Below are 15,147 nucleotides of genomic sequence, written 5' to 3'. Positions count from 1 at the left end.
GATCCCCTAGATCGATCAGCGAACATTGCCCGCCGTGCGCGCTTTGCGATACGCGGCGGGGGAGTTGCCTGTCCAGGTTTTGAACGCCCGGCTAAAGCAGGCTAGATCCTCGAAGCTTAATGCTTCTGCAATGCTGACAAGCGGTTTTTCACTGCAAGTGAGTGCCTGAATAGCAACATCTCGGCGGTACTCATCCTTGACCGCTTGGAAGTGAGTGCCTTCCTGCTTTAAATGTCGGGCCAGTGTACGCGCGGACATATGTAACGCATCGGCTACGCTGTGCACTGTTCCTGATGTGGTCAGGTGGCGTGAGAGGTGTTCGCGCACCCGATGCGTGAGCAAGCGATCAGCAAACGATACATAGAACCAATCCGCTGGGGCGCGCTTTAAAAAGGCGCCCAAATGTTTTTTGGTTTGTCGAATAGGGTGATCAAGCAAATCGCGATCAATGTAGATCGCGGTTTGTGGCTGCTCAAAGCGCACCTTGCCTGGGTAAAAATAGAGATAATCAGCGCTGTGCGGCGGCTGGGCGTAAGCGCACTCCATCAAGATGGGCGGTATTTTACGTGCAATCATCCACGAGGCGATGCCATGAAACAGCTTGAGCATTAGCCCATGAATTAAAATACGGCTGCCCACTAAGGGGACATGCTCCTCCAGTGCCATACGGGCCAAGTCACCTTCAAGGGTAAACGTGTAGCCAAAATCATCGAGAAGAATACGAAAAAACTGCGTATAGCGGTGCAGCGCCACCTGCAGGTTCGGCGCATCCAGCATGCTTAAACACAGCAGTTTTAGCGTTCCGCCCCGCAGCGGGCGGGAAAAAAAGCCGGGCGTTTCGTCATCCAGTTCGTTCACCAGCTCGCGATATAGTTCGGCAAACTGCTCAACGGTGACGCGACCATGGGGAGCCGAAAGTAAAAACGGTGAAATACCCGCCCGTTCCAAATAGCGGGTGGGCGGTGTCTCACTGTCCGGTAAGCCTTTAAACAGTTCATTTACAAAATGCATTGAGACGGTCACCGTCACTGTCAGCCCGCCTTTAAAATAGTGACTATTGATAGTGTTATTGTGCTTGATGGCAAAACGTTACCACGCTGGCGGTTTCCGCTCTACGATTCCCCTCTATAAGGTTCCCCCTCCCGACGCACTCATGCGTTACACTGTGCGCCTCACGATTAAGGAGGACACCGCGTGACCCTGTTACGACTCGAACAGCTGCAACTCGCCTACGGCACCCATGTACTGCTCAATCGCGCCGACCTGACGGTTGAAAAAGGCGAGCGGCTGGCGCTGGTCGGGCGCAATGGCACCGGCAAGTCCACTCTGCTGAAGTTGGTAGCGGGGGACATCCTGCCTGATGACGGCTCCATCTGGCGCGCACCTGGTCTCAAGATTGGCGTGTTGGCTCAGGAGTTACCCGAGTCATCCGGCCTGACCATTTTCGATATGGTCGCCCAAGGGCTGCCGGAAGCCGGGGAGCTGCTCTCCGAGTACGATCACCTGATCAATGATCCCGACCCCGATATGGATCGCATGGCGACCCTGCAAACACGCCTGGAAGCCATTGATGGCTGGTCGTATCACCAGCGTATCGATACGGTACTCACGCGCTTAGGCTTGCCCCCAGAGGTTGAAATGAGCTCGCTCTCCGGTGGCTGGCGCCGCCGGGTAGCACTGGCGCGCGCCCTGGTCGCCGAGCCCGATCTGCTGCTACTCGATGAGCCCACCAACCATTTGGACTTGGACACCATTGCCTGGTTGGAAGAGCAACTGCTGGCGTTTAATGGTGCGGTACTGCTGATTACCCACGACCGGGCATTCCTTTCCAAACTAGCGACCAATATTCTTGAGCTGGATCGTGGCCAGCTAGGGCACTACCCCGGCAAGTACGAAGAGTATCAGGCTCGCAAACAGCACGAGCTTGAAGTGGAAGCGCGAGAGAACGCCGAGTTCGATAAAAAACTCGCCCAAGAGGAAGCCTGGATTCGTCAGGGCGTTAAAGCCCGGCGTACCCGCAACGAAGGCCGGGTGAGGGCGCTTGAGGCAATGCGTAACGAGCGCAGCCAGCGCCGCGAGCGTCAAGGCAATGCCAATTTGACGGTAGATCGCGGCGAGCGCACCGGCAAGCGGGTGGTAGAACTACAAGGCGTCACTCAGCGGTTTGGCGATGAGGTGATACTGCGCGATATTAACCTTGAAGTACTGCGTGGCGACCGTATCGGCTTCCTGGGGCGCAACGGTGCAGGCAAGACAACCCTGTTGAAAATATTGCTGGGTGAGCTGGAACCCAGCGAAGGCAGCGTGCAAATGGGCACCAACCTGAAAGTGGCCTATTTCGACCAACTGCGTGCCGGGCTTGAGCTTGAAAAAACCGTCTACGACAACGTTGCTCAGGGCAGTGACCGCGTCAGCGTGGGTGGTAAAGATCGCCATGTGATGAGCTACCTGCAGGACTTTCTGTTCACGCCCGAGCGGGTACGCCAGCCGGTGAAAGCGCTCTCCGGCGGCGAGTCCAACCGGCTGCTGTTAGCCAAGCTGTTCACCCAGCCAGCCAATGTGCTGGTGCTCGATGAGCCGACCAACGACCTCGACATGGAAACCCTGGAGCTGCTTGAAGAGCTGCTACTCGATTTCGATGGCACGCTGCTGCTGGTTTCCCACGACCGAACCTTTATGGATAACGTGGTGACCAGCATGCTCGCCTTTGAAGGCGATGGCGTTGTGCGTGAGTACGTGGGTGGCTACACCGACTGGATTCGCCAAGGTGGTAAGCTGCCGCCGGCGCCTTGGGAAGGCGCTGCGCGTCAGCGTACCGAACCTACTTCAGACGCGCCCAAAAAGGTGGCTGAAGCGCCGGCTGCGCCAGCGAAAAAGAGTGTCAAGCTCTCTTACAATGTGCAGCGTGAGCTAGATGCACTGCCCGCCGAAATCGAGCGTCTTGAGGGCGAAGTAGAAGCGTTAGAGAGTGAAATCGGTGACCCTGCGTTTTATCAGCATGATGCCGACGCCGTGACGGCTAAGCTGCAAGCGCTCGAAAAAGTGCAAAAGGCGTTAGAAGTCGCCATGGAGCGCTGGATGGAACTGGAAGCAATGGCCGCAGGGGAATAAGCTCAATAATGTTAAAAGGCGCCGAATGGGCGCCTTTTTCGTTAGCGATATCGAGCGACCGTTTACTCGTCGCTTTTTTCGCCTTTTTTGCCCACGCGTACCGCTAATACATCGCACTGGGCACCATGGAGTACCCCAGTAGAGGTGGAACCAAGCAAAAGGGCGAAGCCGTGTCGGCCATGGGAACCCACCACGATCAAGTCCACGCTGTGTTCTTCGGCAAAACGATGGATTTCGGTATCGGGCATACCGACGACAACGTGCTGGTCAGCCTCGGCAATATGTGGGGCGGCAATTTCCGCTAAGCGTTTTTTAGCATGCTCATCCAATTGGTCTTGGATGCTGGTGAGATCCATCGGTATATCGCCGCCATAGGCAAACCCCAGCGGTTCAAGGGTGTGCATGATGGAGATTTTGGCCTTATCGTTGCGCTCAGCGATTACGACCGCCCGCTCCAAGATTTTGTGAGAATCTTTGGTTAAGTCAACGGCAACTAAAATATGGTGATAGCTCATGGCGTATCTCCTTGGCATGAATAGCATTTGTTAACAAAGAAAACGCTCTTTGTCCAATGGCCTTTACTCTAGATGGCGGGCTTTATGTTAACAATGCCTTGAACCAAAACAACGACCTGAATCATAGTTTTTAGAGCAGTGTCTTTAGTGTGGCTTATGTAGGAGGAAATGTAGAGATGGAATGGTTTATTATCGTGTTTATTTTAATGCTGGTGATCGCGCCCGTTATGTGGCTTAAGCCCAGCCCACGGCAAAAGCGCCAAGAGGCGCTGCGCGCGAGGATCACCCAGCAGGGCGTCGTCATTAAGTTGGAGAAGCCACCACTTCACCATTTTAAAGGCACCATGCCAGCTTATCGGTGGCACTATCCTCAAGATGCACCAGGGCCGGATTTTTTGCTGGTACGCGACAGTAATGCCAGTGAAGCCCTCGCGCCTTTTTATGCCGGCTGGCGCTGGCGAGTCGCGCCTTTACGCCCACTACCAGAGCCTGCGGTGCTACATTTCAAAGCACTGCTAGAGCGCTTGCCGTTAGACGCACTGGTGGTGGAGTCGAATCGCTACACGCTGACGTTATGGTGGTGGGAGTCGCAAACCGCTGAGCGGTTCGCGACTTATTTGCCAGAGTTTCAGCAACTGCTGGATACGCTTCAAGGCCATGCCGATCGGCCTAGCAATCCATCGCAACAATCCATCGCTCAAGGTCACTGAGCAGGCGGCGCCATTATTAGCGAGTGATTACGATACAGGGCCGTCTTGATCGCGGGCTTGAATCGCTAACCCGTTTGTTTCGATCACCGCTAACCACTCGTTGAGCTGTTCCAGATTCTCATCACTTAAGCCAGCGAACATTTCTTTGCGCGCCTGCTGCGCGACGGTGTCAATTTTCTCAAGCAACGGCATAGCGATAGGCGTAAGGTAAATCCGTTTGCTACGACGGTCGTTATCGCAGGCACGTCGCTCAATCAATCCCTGCTCTTCGAGCTGGCCAAGCGTGCGCACTAAAGAGGGCGCTTCAACGCCGATAGCACGGGCGAGATCGCATTGGGGGTGCCCCTCGCCCAGCCGCCACAGGTGATAGAGCGTCACCCAGCGTGTTTGGGTTAATCCCAAGGGCGCCAGACGGCGATCCAAGATGGAGCGCCATAAATGGGGCAAGCGTGCGATGCGAAATCCAATCGTTGAAGCCATAGGTAACTAGCTGCCAATAAGTGTGAGTATAGGAATTGTCATAAGCTGCGCCGCTGAATGCAAGGTGCTTAACCCTTCAATCTTCTGGGCGCGCCTCTTCATCGTTAGGGCGACCAGGCACAAATTGACGTAAGTTTAATCCACTTAGGCCACTGGCGTGTATTTCTCCATCTGCTAGCGAGGCGCGCTGAGTGTCTGCAGACACTTCAAAACGTATCAACCCTAAGCGCTGGCCAGTCCCCGTCATGATATCGATGCGCCAACCCCCAGTAGGGTCTTCAGGGAAGTTTTGTTTGTGACTCCACGCGCGGTACCCCTCTTCGCGTCCACCGTCGATATCAAGTTCCACAACGTCTATTGGCTCACCATTATGATGCCAAGCATGGGTAATGGTTTCGCTTAACCCCCGCGGTGCCCGAATAGCGGTATAAACATAGAGGCCATTCTCGCTGATAGCTTGCGGTGTTAATGCCATAGAGCCTTGAGGCAGGCGCTGTTCCACATCAAAACCGGGAGACAGCGCGCTGCTGGTCATCCACAGGCTGGCGGGGGGTACCCAAATGCGTCCCAGCCAAGCGCCATAGGCAAGTAACAGCGTCAACACAAAAAAAGCGCACCAGCGTTTGAGTGAACGCTGCTTGAGCAAGTGCCAAAAACTTGGCAGGGCTACCAAAATGGTGATTCCCAGCGCCAGTAGCAAACTTTGGCCGGTGGTGAGATGCACCATGATGGGTAGCGTGACCAGCAGTACCAGGAAAACGCACTGAGCATGAAAGATGAAATACAGGCTGCGCCAACGCTCCGCGACCTTGAAATAGAGTGGATCGAGAGTCGACAGTAGCGCCATACCGGCTACCAACAGCGCAAACAACGTCTGTCCGCTATTCCACACGGTGGTAACTAAAACAAACGGCAACGTGAAAAACAGCGTTTCCTGGTGAATCATTTGTGCAATAAAAGTGGTTACACCGCGCGGTGGCGTAGGATGCCCCCGTCGTGACAGCCAGCGGGTGACCAAACTTTCGGTAAGCAGTAGCGTCCAGGCGAACAGTAATCCCAGCGCTAATGCAGCGCCAAGCCACTGCTGACGATCGACCAGAAAGAAGCTACCCAACCCGGCTGCAAATGCCATCGGCGGCCATAGCCAGCTCCACGGTTTTAGCCTTTCGACAATGCTTTCAATACGCCGCTGAGCGGCTTCAATGCGCGGTGGCGTGAGCAATGCACCCATAACTAGGTAACCTACAATATAAAAGAAAGCGTGATCCTAGCAGTATGAACGCAAGCAGGGGAGTACTGGTCTGATTAGTTTTGCTGATTAGCCAAAAGTCTGGGCTTGACGTTATCAGGCAACTCAACCAAGCTAAGGCTATCAAACGACCGTATGAAATCGTATATCCTGTATTGAGTGACTATAAGTGTGGCGGGTTCTGTGCTCAGGGCCAGCCCGAATTGTGGAGAGAGCGCGGATGATCTATCAAGGCAACGCCATCACGGTGACACGCCGTGACACCCCGAGTGGCAATGATATTGCTATGCTCACTTTCGATCTGAAAGGTGAGTCCGTCAACAAGCTCTCCAGCGCTGTGGTAGCAGAGCTGGGCGAGGCAGTGAAAGCCATTCAAGCTGAAAACAGCTTAAAAGGTTTGGTCATCGCTAGCGGGAAAGAGGTATTTATCGTCGGCGCCGATATCACCGAATTTCACACGCTATTTGATAAAGGCGAAGAGTACCTAGAGGAGATGAACCTCAAGGTGCACGCTATTTTTAATGCCATTGAAGACTTGCCGTTCCCCACCGTTACGGCGATTAATGGCTTGGCCCTGGGTGGCGGCTGCGAAGTATTGCTGACCACCGATTTCCGCGTCATGGGCGAGAAAGCCAAAATCGGCCTGCCAGAAACCAAGCTTGGCATTCTGCCCGGCTGGGGCGGTTGTGTACGCCTGCCACGTATTATCGGTGCCGATAATGCCATCGAGTGGATTGCCGGTGGCACCGAAAACCGTGCCGATGCAGCGCTAAAAGTGGGTGCCGTCGATGCAGTGGTTGCCGCTGAACAGTTGGAAGACGCCGCGCTGGATATTTTGGACCGTGCTAACGACGGTGAGCTGGATTACCAAGCCCGCCGCGCTGAAAAGACCAGCCCGTTGAAGCTCAACCCGATTGAGCAGATGATGGCGTTTGAAACGGCGAAAGGCTATGTCGCCGGTAAAGCGGGGCCTCATTATCCGGCGCCGGTAGAGGCGATCAAAGTAATTCAGAAAGGCGCTGGCGAAGAGCGTGGCCGTGCCCAGGCGATTGAAGCCAAAGCCTTCGCCAAGCTGGCACTCAGCAGCGTGGCGTTCAACTTGGTGGGTCTGTTCTTGAACGACCAAGTGGTCAAGAAAAAAGCCAGCAACTATGCAAAACAGGCGCAGCCGGTGAAACAAACGGCTGTGTTGGGTGCGGGCATTATGGGGGGCGGTATCGCTTACCAGAGTGCCTCTAAAGGCACGCCGATCCTGATGAAAGATATTAAGGATGACGCCATTGAGCTGGGCCTGAAAGAAGCCCGTAAGCTATTTGCCAAGCAGGTCGAGCGCAAAAAGCTAACCACCGAGCAGATGGCGGAGAAGCTGACCAATATTCGTCCCACGCTCTCTTACGGTGATTTTGGCAACGTCGACCTCGTCGTCGAAGCGGTGGTTGAAAACCCGAAGGTTAAAGATGCCGTGCTTACTGAAGTGGAAGGTATGGTGGGCGAAAACACCATTCTCACCTCGAACACCTCAACGATTTCGATTAATCGTTTAGCGCAGAATTTGCAGCGGCCTGAAAATTTCTGCGGTATGCACTTCTTCAACCCTGTGCACCGGATGCCGCTGGTTGAAGTCATTCGTGGCGAAAAAACCTCGGATGCTGCCGTTGCCGCGACGGTGGCCTATGCGCGGGCAATGGGCAAAACGCCGATTGTGGTTAACGACTGCCCTGGCTTCTTGGTCAACCGCGTACTGTTCCCCTACTTTGGCGGCTTCAGCTTCTTAGTGGAGCAGGGCGCCGACTTCCAACACGTTGATAAAGTCATGGAGAAGTTCGGTTGGCCCATGGGCCCGGCTTACCTGCTTGACGTGGTCGGCCTGGATACCGCCGTTCACGCCAATGAAGTAATGGCCGAAGGTTTCCCCGATCGTATGGCACGCGAGGGTAAAACCGCCATTCAGGTCATGTACGACAATGACCGTTTAGGCCAGAAGAACGACAAGGGCTTTTACGCCTACGAAGAGGACAAGAAGGGTAAGCCGAAGAAGGTGACCGACGAAGCGGCTTACGCTTTGGTCAAAGGGGTGGTGAAAGAGCAAAAAGCGTTTTCCGATGAAGACATTATTGCTCGTATGATGGTGCCGCTCTGCTTGGAAACCGTGCGCTGCTTGGAAGATGGCATTGTGGCCACACCAGCCGAAGCAGACATGGCGTTGATCTATGGCATCGGCTTCCCGCCTTTCCGTGGTGGTGCGCTGCGCTACATCGACGCCATGGGCGTTGCAGAGTTCGTCAAGCTGGCGGAAGGGCTAGCTGAGGAGTTGGGCCCGCTATACGCGCCCACCGACAAGCTGCGTCAGATGGCTCAGAACAACGAGCAATTCTATTCCAGTGACAACTCTGCCAGCCAGGCCTAACCACCACGCAAAGGAGATATAAGATGAGTTTGAGCCCGAGAGATATTGTGGTGGTTGACGGTGTCCGTACCGCCATGGCGAAAGCTAAAAATGGTGCTTTTCGTAACGTTCGCGCCGAGAACCTGTCTGCGGCGGCTATGCAGGCGCTGTTTACTCGTAATCCGAACCTAGACCCCTCTGAAGTGGATGATGTGATCTGGGGCTGTGTGAATCAGACGCTCGAGCAGTCGATGAACATTGCTCGTAATGCGGCGATCATGACCGGTATTCCGCGCTCGGTGCCCGCGCAAACCGTTAACCGTTTGTGTGGCTCTTCGATGACGGCGCTGCATATCGCCGCCGCCAATATCAAAGCGGGTATGGGCGACTTCTTTATCATCGGAGGCGTTGAGCACATGGAGCACGTACCCATGGCTCACGGCGTTGACGTTAACCCGGCGGCCAGCAAGTACGCAGCTAAAGCGGCGATGATGATGGGCCTAACCGCCGAACTGCTGGGTAAAATGCACGGCGTTTCCCGGGAAGAGCAGGATAAATTCGGCGTACGCTCCCACCAGCGCGCTCAGGCGGCCATGGAGAAGGGCTACTTCGATAACGAAATCATCGGCGTTGAAGGCCACGACCAGCGCGGCTTTAGAGTCATGGTTCAGCGTGATGAAGTGATTCGCGGGGACGCCAGCCTGGAATCTATGGCGAACCTGAAGCCGGTGTTTGATCCGCGCAATGGTACTGTTACGGCGGGTACCTCCTCGGCGCTTTCCGTGGGTGCCTCGGCGATGGCGGTAATGAGCTATGAGCGCGCGCAAGCGCTTGGCTTAGAGCCTATTGCGAAGGTGCTTTCGACTGGCGTTGCGGGTTGTGATGCATCAATCATGGGCTATGGTCCGGTGCCCGCGTCTAAGAAAGCGCTGAAAACCGCCGGTCTTTCCGCGACGGATATCCAGACCGTTGAGCTCAACGAAGCCTTTGCTGCTCAGGGTATTCCGGTGCTGAAAGATCTCGGTTTCCTGGATGAGCTGGACGATAAGGTTAACCTGAACGGTGGCGCGATTGCCCTGGGTCACCCGCTGGGCTGCTCAGGCTCGCGTATCTGCACGACGCTGCTTAACGTGATGCAGCAGCGCGATACCACTCTGGGGTTAGCCACTATGTGTATTGGTATGGGGCAGGGCGTTGCTACAGTGTTTGAACGCTTGAAATAGCTACCTCGTTCCTCACTGCTACAAAACAGTACTAGAAAACGGCACCCTGCGGGGTGCCGTTTTGTGTCGTTAAGTAGATAATATTTGAATAGCCGCTATTCAGATTGAAACGCCGTGCGGTGAAAATCCGCTGCGGCTTGAACTTCCGCAATGCCGCAGGTATCAGGCACCGGCACGGTGTTGCCTGCTAGCACCGATAGTACGGCTCTGGTGCCGTTGGCCAAGGACTCCAGGTTGTAGCCGCCCTCTAATACAAACACTAAACGATCGTCGCAATGCTGTTCAGCTAGCTGCTGTAAAAAACCGGTTAGCGCGCCAAACCCTTCGTAAGAAACATTGAGGGCCAAGTCGTGCCAGTGGGGGTCAAAGCCCGCTGAAACTAAGATAATGTCGGGCTTAAACCACGCCGCGGCTGGCGCCAAAATATCGCGAAATGCTTTTAGAAATGCCTCGTCACCAGCGCCAGCCGGTAGCGGTACGTTGATGGTGGTGCCTTCAGCTAAACCGGCACCCACTTCTTCAAGTTGGCCTGAGCCGGGGTAGAAGGGTGCTGCGCGGTGTATGTCGAAAAACATCACGTCGGGTTCTGCCCAGAAAATATCCTGAGTGCCGTTGCCGTGATGAGCATCCCAATCAACGATCAGCACTCTCTCACAGCCTAGTGCGCTGCGTGCATGGGCCGCTGCCACCGCCACATTATTAAATAAGCAGAAGCCGCGGGCGCGAACGGGCTCGGCGTGGTGTCCGGGCGGGCGTACAAGTGCAAAGGCGCTTTTAGTACGTTTCCCCATCACCGCTTCTACCGCGGCAATGGCCGTTCCAGCGGCGACTTCTGCAGCATCTACGCTACCCGGTGAGACTGCCGTGGTATCTACATCCAGCCAAGCATTTTTTCCACGTAGACTAAAAATATCGTTTAGATAGGAGGTGGTATGCACCCTGGCCAATTGTTCATGGGTGGCTACTTTGCCACCCTCAATGTATAGGCCCTCAATGGGTGCTTTCTCAAGTAGGTGTTGAATGGCGTTCAGACGGCCCGGATGCTCGGGGTATTTCCACGGTACCGGAAGTCCTGAAAGCAGGTGGCGAATGCGCTTATCGATCCGCTGGGGTAAAAAGTCGGCGTCAATATTGGGCTCATGAGCGAGCACTCGATCATCATAGAAGGCAATGACGTTATGCATAATGGCAACCTAATGTACGTGCGCTAAGTCACTGCAGTAAATTCAAGCAAGTTACTGCCGTCCTTCAGTCGCACAATTGGCACGAAATGCTTATCTATATTAAGGCAGGCTAGCCGAGGTTATACAATATCGCTCTCAAACAATGCCACTCTCAACACTAAACGCTAGGGTCATGCTGAGCTCTTCTACCTGATCTGCAAATGAGGGCTGCCACTCGCCGCGCAAAATGAGCGGTGGCTGTACCCATCGCCAGCGTAATCCAGTGACAATGCTTTCCACTGCGCGCTGGGTGCCCGTGCCATCGTGCCCTGCGCGAATATAGAGCGCGCAGGGCAATCCCTGTTTCTTTTCAATGACAGGATAGTAGCTGCGATCAAAAAAATCCTTGAGCGCACCGCTCATATAACCGAGGTTTTCCGTGGTGCCGAGCAGAATCGCATCGCAGGCAAGCACATCTTCGGGGCCAGCTTCCAAGGGCGCTTTTACCACGCAGTGCACCTGCTCAAGATCAGAATGGCTAGCGCCCCGAAATGCTGCATCACGCAGTTGTTGGGTATTCGCCGAAGGCGCATGAGCAATAATCAACAGCTGTTTTTGGAACTCCGCATTCATAGCAACGGCCTAATTGAACGGTGCAGCCTCGAGGGGTTGCACCAAGTGATGAAAGTGCCACACTGCTTAAATATCTTGACCTAGAGAGCCTATATGCCCAATAAGACATCGATCAATGTCTTTTACGATGCGCAGTGCCCACTCTGCCGTAAAGAGCGGCGTCGCTATGAGCGCTGGTCGGGGCGCCACGCAAAGGATGTCGGTTGGCTTGATGTGAGCGAACACGAACAAACCCTGCGAGAAAAGGGCGTTGATTCTGCTACGGCGCTGCGTTCATTGCATATTGAAACCTCGCTAGGTCAACTTGTAGAAGGCATTGACGCTTACCGTTTGTTGATGAAGCGTATGCCTATATTGGTGCCGGTCGCCTGGCTGATCGGTTTGCCAGGGATTAAACCGGGATTGCGGGCGCTTTATGATGTGTGGGTCAAGCGCCGCCTGCAGAAACAGGGGCGATGGCCCTCTTAAAGTTTCGTAACGATCTATTAGATGAATCAAGGAGAGAAGTATGGCATTTGCACTTTCATCAATGAACGTTACCAGCTCAGCGTTTGTGAACCATCAAGCGATTCCAGCCAAGCATACCGGGGAAGGGGAAAATGTTTCGCCTGCGCTGGCGTGGCAGGGTGCGCCTGAAGGAGCCCAAGGGTTTGCGGTGATCTGCCATGATCCTGACGCACCTCTGGTTAAGGAAGGCAGCTACGGTTTCGTGCACTGGGTGCTCTACAACCTGCCGGGCGATGTTCAGGAGTTAACTGAAAAGAGCGCTGTGGGCACCGTCGGCGCTAACGATAAAGGTGAGACGGGGTATTGTGGTCCGATGCCGCCAAAAGGTCACGGCAAGCACCTTTACTACTTCTGGGTGCTGGCGCTGGATCATCAAACCTCGCTACCTGAAGGGCTAACGCTGGCTGAGCTTCTTAAAGAAGTCGAGCCGCACCTGCTGGGTATGAACCGCTTAGTCGGCACTTATCAGCGTGATTAATACCCTGTAGCTAGACATTTTGCGTAACCCGTGTAGGCTCCATCGCTTTGTTAGCCCTTGTATGAGTCTTTGTGTTAGCCAAGTGATGGAGCCTTATAATGAGTGATCTGCCAAACTGCCCTGCCTGTGCCTCTGAGTTTAGCTACGACGATGGGCTTCAGTATGTGTGTCCTGAGTGCGGCCATGAGTGGTCGAAGGTAGTAGTAGAGGAGGGCGCAGATGACGCATCAGGCGTTCGCGATGCAAACGGCAATATATTGGTCGACGGTGATAGCGTTACCGTCATCAAAGATTTAAAAGTAAAGGGCAGTTCACTGGTGGTTAAAGTAGGTACCAAAGTGAAAAGTATTCGCTTGGTGGATGGCGATCACGATATTGACTGTAAAATTGACGGTATCGGGCCGATGAAGCTTAAATCCGAATTCGTTAAGAAAGCATAAAGAAGTATTACCCCAAAAGCCTGCGAGAATTTCTCGTGGGCTTTTTTTCGTTTTAGATTCTTAATAGTTTTTATAAATGACAATGATTATTGTTTTTGATGCTAACAGCGCCGAACGTGTCGAGATTGCACGCAAATTGCTATCCATTTTGCTCAAGGGCTTCACATCAAATCTATACAGGACTAAAATGGTACTCAATTGATGTGGCGACCATTTGATTCGCTGCGTACTGATGACATAAAGGGAGTCGACATGCTTAAGCTTTCTCGGCTGACAGACTATGCCGCGGTGGTCATGGCGCAAATTGCCCGCCACCCCCAGGCGTCGCATGCAGCGACAGAGTTAGCTGAGGCCGTGCAGTTGCCCCATCCGACGGTGAGTAAAACGCTCAAAATGCTGGTGAGGGCAGGGCTGCTGGTTTCCCAGCGTGGCGCCCAAGGCGGTTACCGCCTTGCCCGGCCCGCATCGCAGATTACCGCCGCCGATATTATTGCGGCGATTGAGGGCCCCGTCGCCATGACCGAGTGCAGCCAAGCCGAAGGCGATTGTGAGCTTGTGGCTACCTGCGGTGTGGCAGACAACTGGCAGCGGGTCTCATTGGCCATGCGCACGCTGCTTGAAAGCGTGACGCTGGCGCATTTAGCCGATACAGCGCCGATTAAGTTGCCGGTGCAACTGCCTATTCAAACGATCAGCCTGTCGGCGGCGTCTGCTTAACAGCGGCGTGAGTACAGCAGGCCCAATTTATTATTAAAGGCGATGACCTCGCCACCCAACTGCCCGGAGGGTATCACCATGGCAAGCGAAGAAATGGAACAGTTGGTTCGTCGCGAATACAAAGACGGTTTTGTCACCGATATTGAGAGCGACACCCTGCCACCTGGCCTGGATGAAAACACCATCGCCTTTATTTCTAATAAAAAAGGCGAACCGGAGTGGATGCTGGAGTGGCGCCTGGATGCCTACCGCCAGTGGCTGAAGATGGAAGCCCCCTCATGGGCACATCTTGACTATCCACCGATCGATTACCAGTCGATCTCCTATTTCAGTGCGCCCAAGCGCCCGGAAGATCGTCCTCAGAGCCTGGATGAAGTGGATCCCAAGCTGCTGGAAACCTACGAAAAGCTGGGTATTCCGCTGCACGAGCGTGCCGCGCTGGCGGGTGTCGCGGTAGACGCCGTATTTGACTCGGTGTCGGTAGCCACCACCTTTAAGAAACAGCTTGGCGAAGCGGGCGTTATTTTCTGCTCGATTTCTGAAGCTATTCGCGACTATCCAGAGCTGATCAAACAGTATTTGGGCACGGTTGTACCCGTGGCGGACAACTATTTTGCGGCGCTGAACTCAGCGGTGTTTACCGATGGCTCCTTTGTGTTCGTGCCGGAAGGCGTCACCTGCCCGATGGAGCTGTCTACTTACTTCCGCATCAATGCGGCCAACACCGGCCAGTTTGAGCGCACGCTGATTATTTGCGAAAGCCGTGCCCAGGTCTCTTACCTGGAAGGCTGTACCGCGCCGATGCGCGATGAAAATCAGCTTCACGCCGCGGTGGTCGAGCTCGTTGCGCTTGATGACGCTTACATCAAATACTCCACCGTGCAGAACTGGTACCCCGGCGATGAAAATGGCGTAGGCGGCATCTATAACTTCGTCACCAAACGTGGCGACTGTCGCGGCGACCGTTCGCGGATTAGCTGGACCCAGGTAGAAACCGGCTCGGCGATTACCTGGAAATATCCTTCTTGTGTACTGCGCGGCAAAGAGAGCATTGGCGAGTTTTACTCCGTCGCTGTTACCAACGGCCGTCAGCAGGCCGACACCGGAACCAAGATGATTCACATTGGCGAAGGTGCGCGTTCGTATATCGTTGCCAAGGGTATCTCCGCTGGTCGCAGCGATCAGTCCTATCGCGGTCTGGTGAAAATCGGCCCACGCGCCAAAGGGGCGCGTAACTTTACCCAGTGTGACTCCCTGTTGATTGGTGATAAGTGCGGTGCACACACCTTCCCCTATCAGGAAATTGGCAACAGCACGGCGACCATTGAGCACGAAGCGACTACGTCGAAAATCGGTGAAGACCAGCTGTTCTACTGCCAGAGCCGCGGTATCTCGGAAGAGGACGCCGTCAGCATGATTGTGAATGGTTTCTGTAAGGACGTCTTCCAAGAGCTGCCCATGGAGTTTGCCGTTGAAGCCGAAGCGCTGCTCAACGTGACCCTGGAAGGCGCGGTAGGTTAATCGTTAGCCGTTTA

15 protein-coding genes are annotated in these 15,147 nt (G+C 54.4%); 9 read left to right on the top strand and 6 right to left on the bottom strand.

The window, feature by feature from the left end; translation table 11 throughout:
* Positions 1-15: 15 nt before the first annotated feature.
* Positions 16-1,011, bottom strand: coding sequence for an AraC family transcriptional regulator (locus ACQE2I_RS11210; protein WP_427028190.1), 996 nt, complete (start codon positions 1,009-1,011; stop codon positions 16-18).
* 183 nt (positions 1,012-1,194) lie between these two features.
* On the opposite strand from ACQE2I_RS11210, the gene ACQE2I_RS11205 reads away from it, so the two are divergent.
* Positions 1,195-3,111, top strand: coding sequence for an ATP-binding cassette domain-containing protein (locus ACQE2I_RS11205; RefSeq protein ID WP_427028189.1), 1,917 nt, complete (start codon positions 1,195-1,197; stop codon positions 3,109-3,111).
* Positions 3,112-3,173: 62 nt separating this feature from the next.
* Here the strand turns inward: ACQE2I_RS11205 and ACQE2I_RS11200 are convergent, their stop codons facing one another.
* Positions 3,174-3,626, bottom strand: coding sequence for a universal stress protein (locus ACQE2I_RS11200; protein WP_427028188.1), 453 nt, complete (start codon positions 3,624-3,626; stop codon positions 3,174-3,176).
* Between the two features lie 176 nt (positions 3,627-3,802).
* Here ACQE2I_RS11200 and ACQE2I_RS11195 point away from each other — a divergent pair, with 176 nt between their 5' ends.
* The gene (locus ACQE2I_RS11195) at positions 3,803-4,336 is read left to right on the top strand and encodes a preprotein translocase subunit YajC (protein WP_427028187.1); all 534 of its coding nucleotides are present in this window, start codon (positions 3,803-3,805) and stop codon (positions 4,334-4,336) included.
* A 27-nt stretch (positions 4,337-4,363) separates the two neighbouring features.
* Here ACQE2I_RS11195 and slyA read toward each other — a convergent pair whose 3' ends face one another.
* Together slyA and ACQE2I_RS11185 are read right to left on the bottom strand one after the other, a co-directional pair.
* Positions 4,364-4,816, bottom strand: a complete 453-nt coding sequence (gene slyA / locus ACQE2I_RS11190) for a transcriptional regulator SlyA (protein WP_427028186.1) — start codon at positions 4,814-4,816, stop codon at positions 4,364-4,366.
* A 76-nt stretch (positions 4,817-4,892) separates the two neighbouring features.
* Positions 4,893-6,047, bottom strand: coding sequence for a DUF5924 family protein (locus ACQE2I_RS11185; RefSeq protein ID WP_427028185.1), 1,155 nt, complete (start codon positions 6,045-6,047; stop codon positions 4,893-4,895).
* A gap of 238 nt (positions 6,048-6,285) precedes the next feature.
* Here ACQE2I_RS11185 and fadB point away from each other — a divergent pair, with 238 nt between their 5' ends.
* Complete coding sequence (gene fadB, locus ACQE2I_RS11180) at positions 6,286-8,472, top strand: fatty acid oxidation complex subunit alpha FadB (protein WP_427028184.1); 2,187 nt, start codon at positions 6,286-6,288, stop codon at positions 8,470-8,472.
* A gap of 23 nt (positions 8,473-8,495) precedes the next feature.
* Positions 8,496-9,674, top strand: a complete 1,179-nt coding sequence (fadA, locus tag ACQE2I_RS11175; protein WP_427028183.1) for an acetyl-CoA C-acyltransferase FadA — start codon at positions 8,496-8,498, stop codon at positions 9,672-9,674.
* A gap of 95 nt (positions 9,675-9,769) precedes the next feature.
* Here fadA and ACQE2I_RS11170 read toward each other — a convergent pair whose 3' ends face one another.
* Positions 9,770-10,858, bottom strand: a complete 1,089-nt coding sequence (locus ACQE2I_RS11170; protein WP_427028182.1) for a histone deacetylase family protein — start codon at positions 10,856-10,858, stop codon at positions 9,770-9,772.
* A gap of 135 nt (positions 10,859-10,993) precedes the next feature.
* Positions 10,994-11,470 (bottom strand): flavodoxin family protein, encoded by a 477-nt coding sequence (locus tag ACQE2I_RS11165; RefSeq protein ID WP_427028181.1) that lies wholly within the window; start codon positions 11,468-11,470, stop codon positions 10,994-10,996.
* Positions 11,471-11,563: 93 nt separating this feature from the next.
* Between ACQE2I_RS11165 and ACQE2I_RS11160 the strand changes: the two genes are divergently transcribed.
* The 5 genes from ACQE2I_RS11160 (at position 11,564) to sufB (ending at position 15,133) form a co-directional block, all read left to right on the top strand.
* Entirely contained in the window at positions 11,564-11,938 is a 375-nt protein-coding gene (locus ACQE2I_RS11160; protein WP_427028180.1) for a thiol-disulfide oxidoreductase DCC family protein, read from the top strand.
* Positions 11,939-11,978: 40 nt separating this feature from the next.
* Positions 11,979-12,455, top strand: a complete 477-nt coding sequence (locus ACQE2I_RS11155; RefSeq protein ID WP_427028179.1) for a YbhB/YbcL family Raf kinase inhibitor-like protein — start codon at positions 11,979-11,981, stop codon at positions 12,453-12,455.
* A gap of 98 nt (positions 12,456-12,553) precedes the next feature.
* On the top strand, positions 12,554-12,895 hold the full coding sequence (locus ACQE2I_RS11150) for a zinc ribbon domain-containing protein YjdM (protein WP_427028178.1): 342 nt from the start codon (positions 12,554-12,556) through the stop codon (positions 12,893-12,895).
* 252 nt (positions 12,896-13,147) lie between these two features.
* Entirely contained in the window at positions 13,148-13,612 is a 465-nt protein-coding gene (locus tag ACQE2I_RS11145) for an SUF system Fe-S cluster assembly regulator (protein WP_035580287.1), read from the top strand.
* 78 nt (positions 13,613-13,690) lie between these two features.
* Positions 13,691-15,133, top strand: coding sequence for a Fe-S cluster assembly protein SufB (sufB, locus tag ACQE2I_RS11140; RefSeq protein ID WP_427028177.1), 1,443 nt, complete (start codon positions 13,691-13,693; stop codon positions 15,131-15,133).
* The last annotated feature ends 14 nt before the right edge of the window (positions 15,134-15,147 follow it).

The sequence above is a fragment of the Halomonas sp. H2 genome (assembly GCF_050215315.1).
GTDB lineage: Bacteria > Pseudomonadota > Gammaproteobacteria > Pseudomonadales > Halomonadaceae > Vreelandella.
The sequence above is the reverse complement of the archived record's forward strand: the minus strand, read 5'-3'. Positions and strand labels throughout refer to the sequence as shown.

Coding starts and splice junctions, on each gene's coding strand:
- slyA (WP_427028186.1), bottom strand. CDS start 4,816: ATGGCTTCAACGATTGGATTTCGCATCGCACGCTTGCCCCATTTATGG.
- sufB (WP_427028177.1), top strand. CDS start 13,691: ATGGCAAGCGAAGAAATGGAACAGTTGGTTCGTCGCGAATACAAAGAC.
- ACQE2I_RS11200 (WP_427028188.1), bottom strand. CDS start 3,626: ATGAGCTATCACCATATTTTAGTTGCCGTTGACTTAACCAAAGATTCT.
- ACQE2I_RS11210 (WP_427028190.1), bottom strand. CDS start 1,011: ATGCATTTTGTAAATGAACTGTTTAAAGGCTTACCGGACAGTGAGACA.
- fadA (WP_427028183.1), top strand. CDS start 8,496: ATGAGTTTGAGCCCGAGAGATATTGTGGTGGTTGACGGTGTCCGTACC.
- ACQE2I_RS11145 (WP_035580287.1), top strand. CDS start 13,148: ATGCTTAAGCTTTCTCGGCTGACAGACTATGCCGCGGTGGTCATGGCG.
- fadB (WP_427028184.1), top strand. CDS start 6,286: ATGATCTATCAAGGCAACGCCATCACGGTGACACGCCGTGACACCCCG.
- ACQE2I_RS11195 (WP_427028187.1), top strand. CDS start 3,803: ATGGAATGGTTTATTATCGTGTTTATTTTAATGCTGGTGATCGCGCCC.
- ACQE2I_RS11160 (WP_427028180.1), top strand. CDS start 11,564: ATGCCCAATAAGACATCGATCAATGTCTTTTACGATGCGCAGTGCCCA.
- ACQE2I_RS11185 (WP_427028185.1), bottom strand. CDS start 6,047: ATGGGTGCATTGCTCACGCCACCGCGCATTGAAGCCGCTCAGCGGCGT.
- ACQE2I_RS11155 (WP_427028179.1), top strand. CDS start 11,979: ATGGCATTTGCACTTTCATCAATGAACGTTACCAGCTCAGCGTTTGTG.
- ACQE2I_RS11165 (WP_427028181.1), bottom strand. CDS start 11,470: ATGAATGCGGAGTTCCAAAAACAGCTGTTGATTATTGCTCATGCGCCT.
- ACQE2I_RS11150 (WP_427028178.1), top strand. CDS start 12,554: ATGAGTGATCTGCCAAACTGCCCTGCCTGTGCCTCTGAGTTTAGCTAC.
- ACQE2I_RS11170 (WP_427028182.1), bottom strand. CDS start 10,858: ATGCATAACGTCATTGCCTTCTATGATGATCGAGTGCTCGCTCATGAG.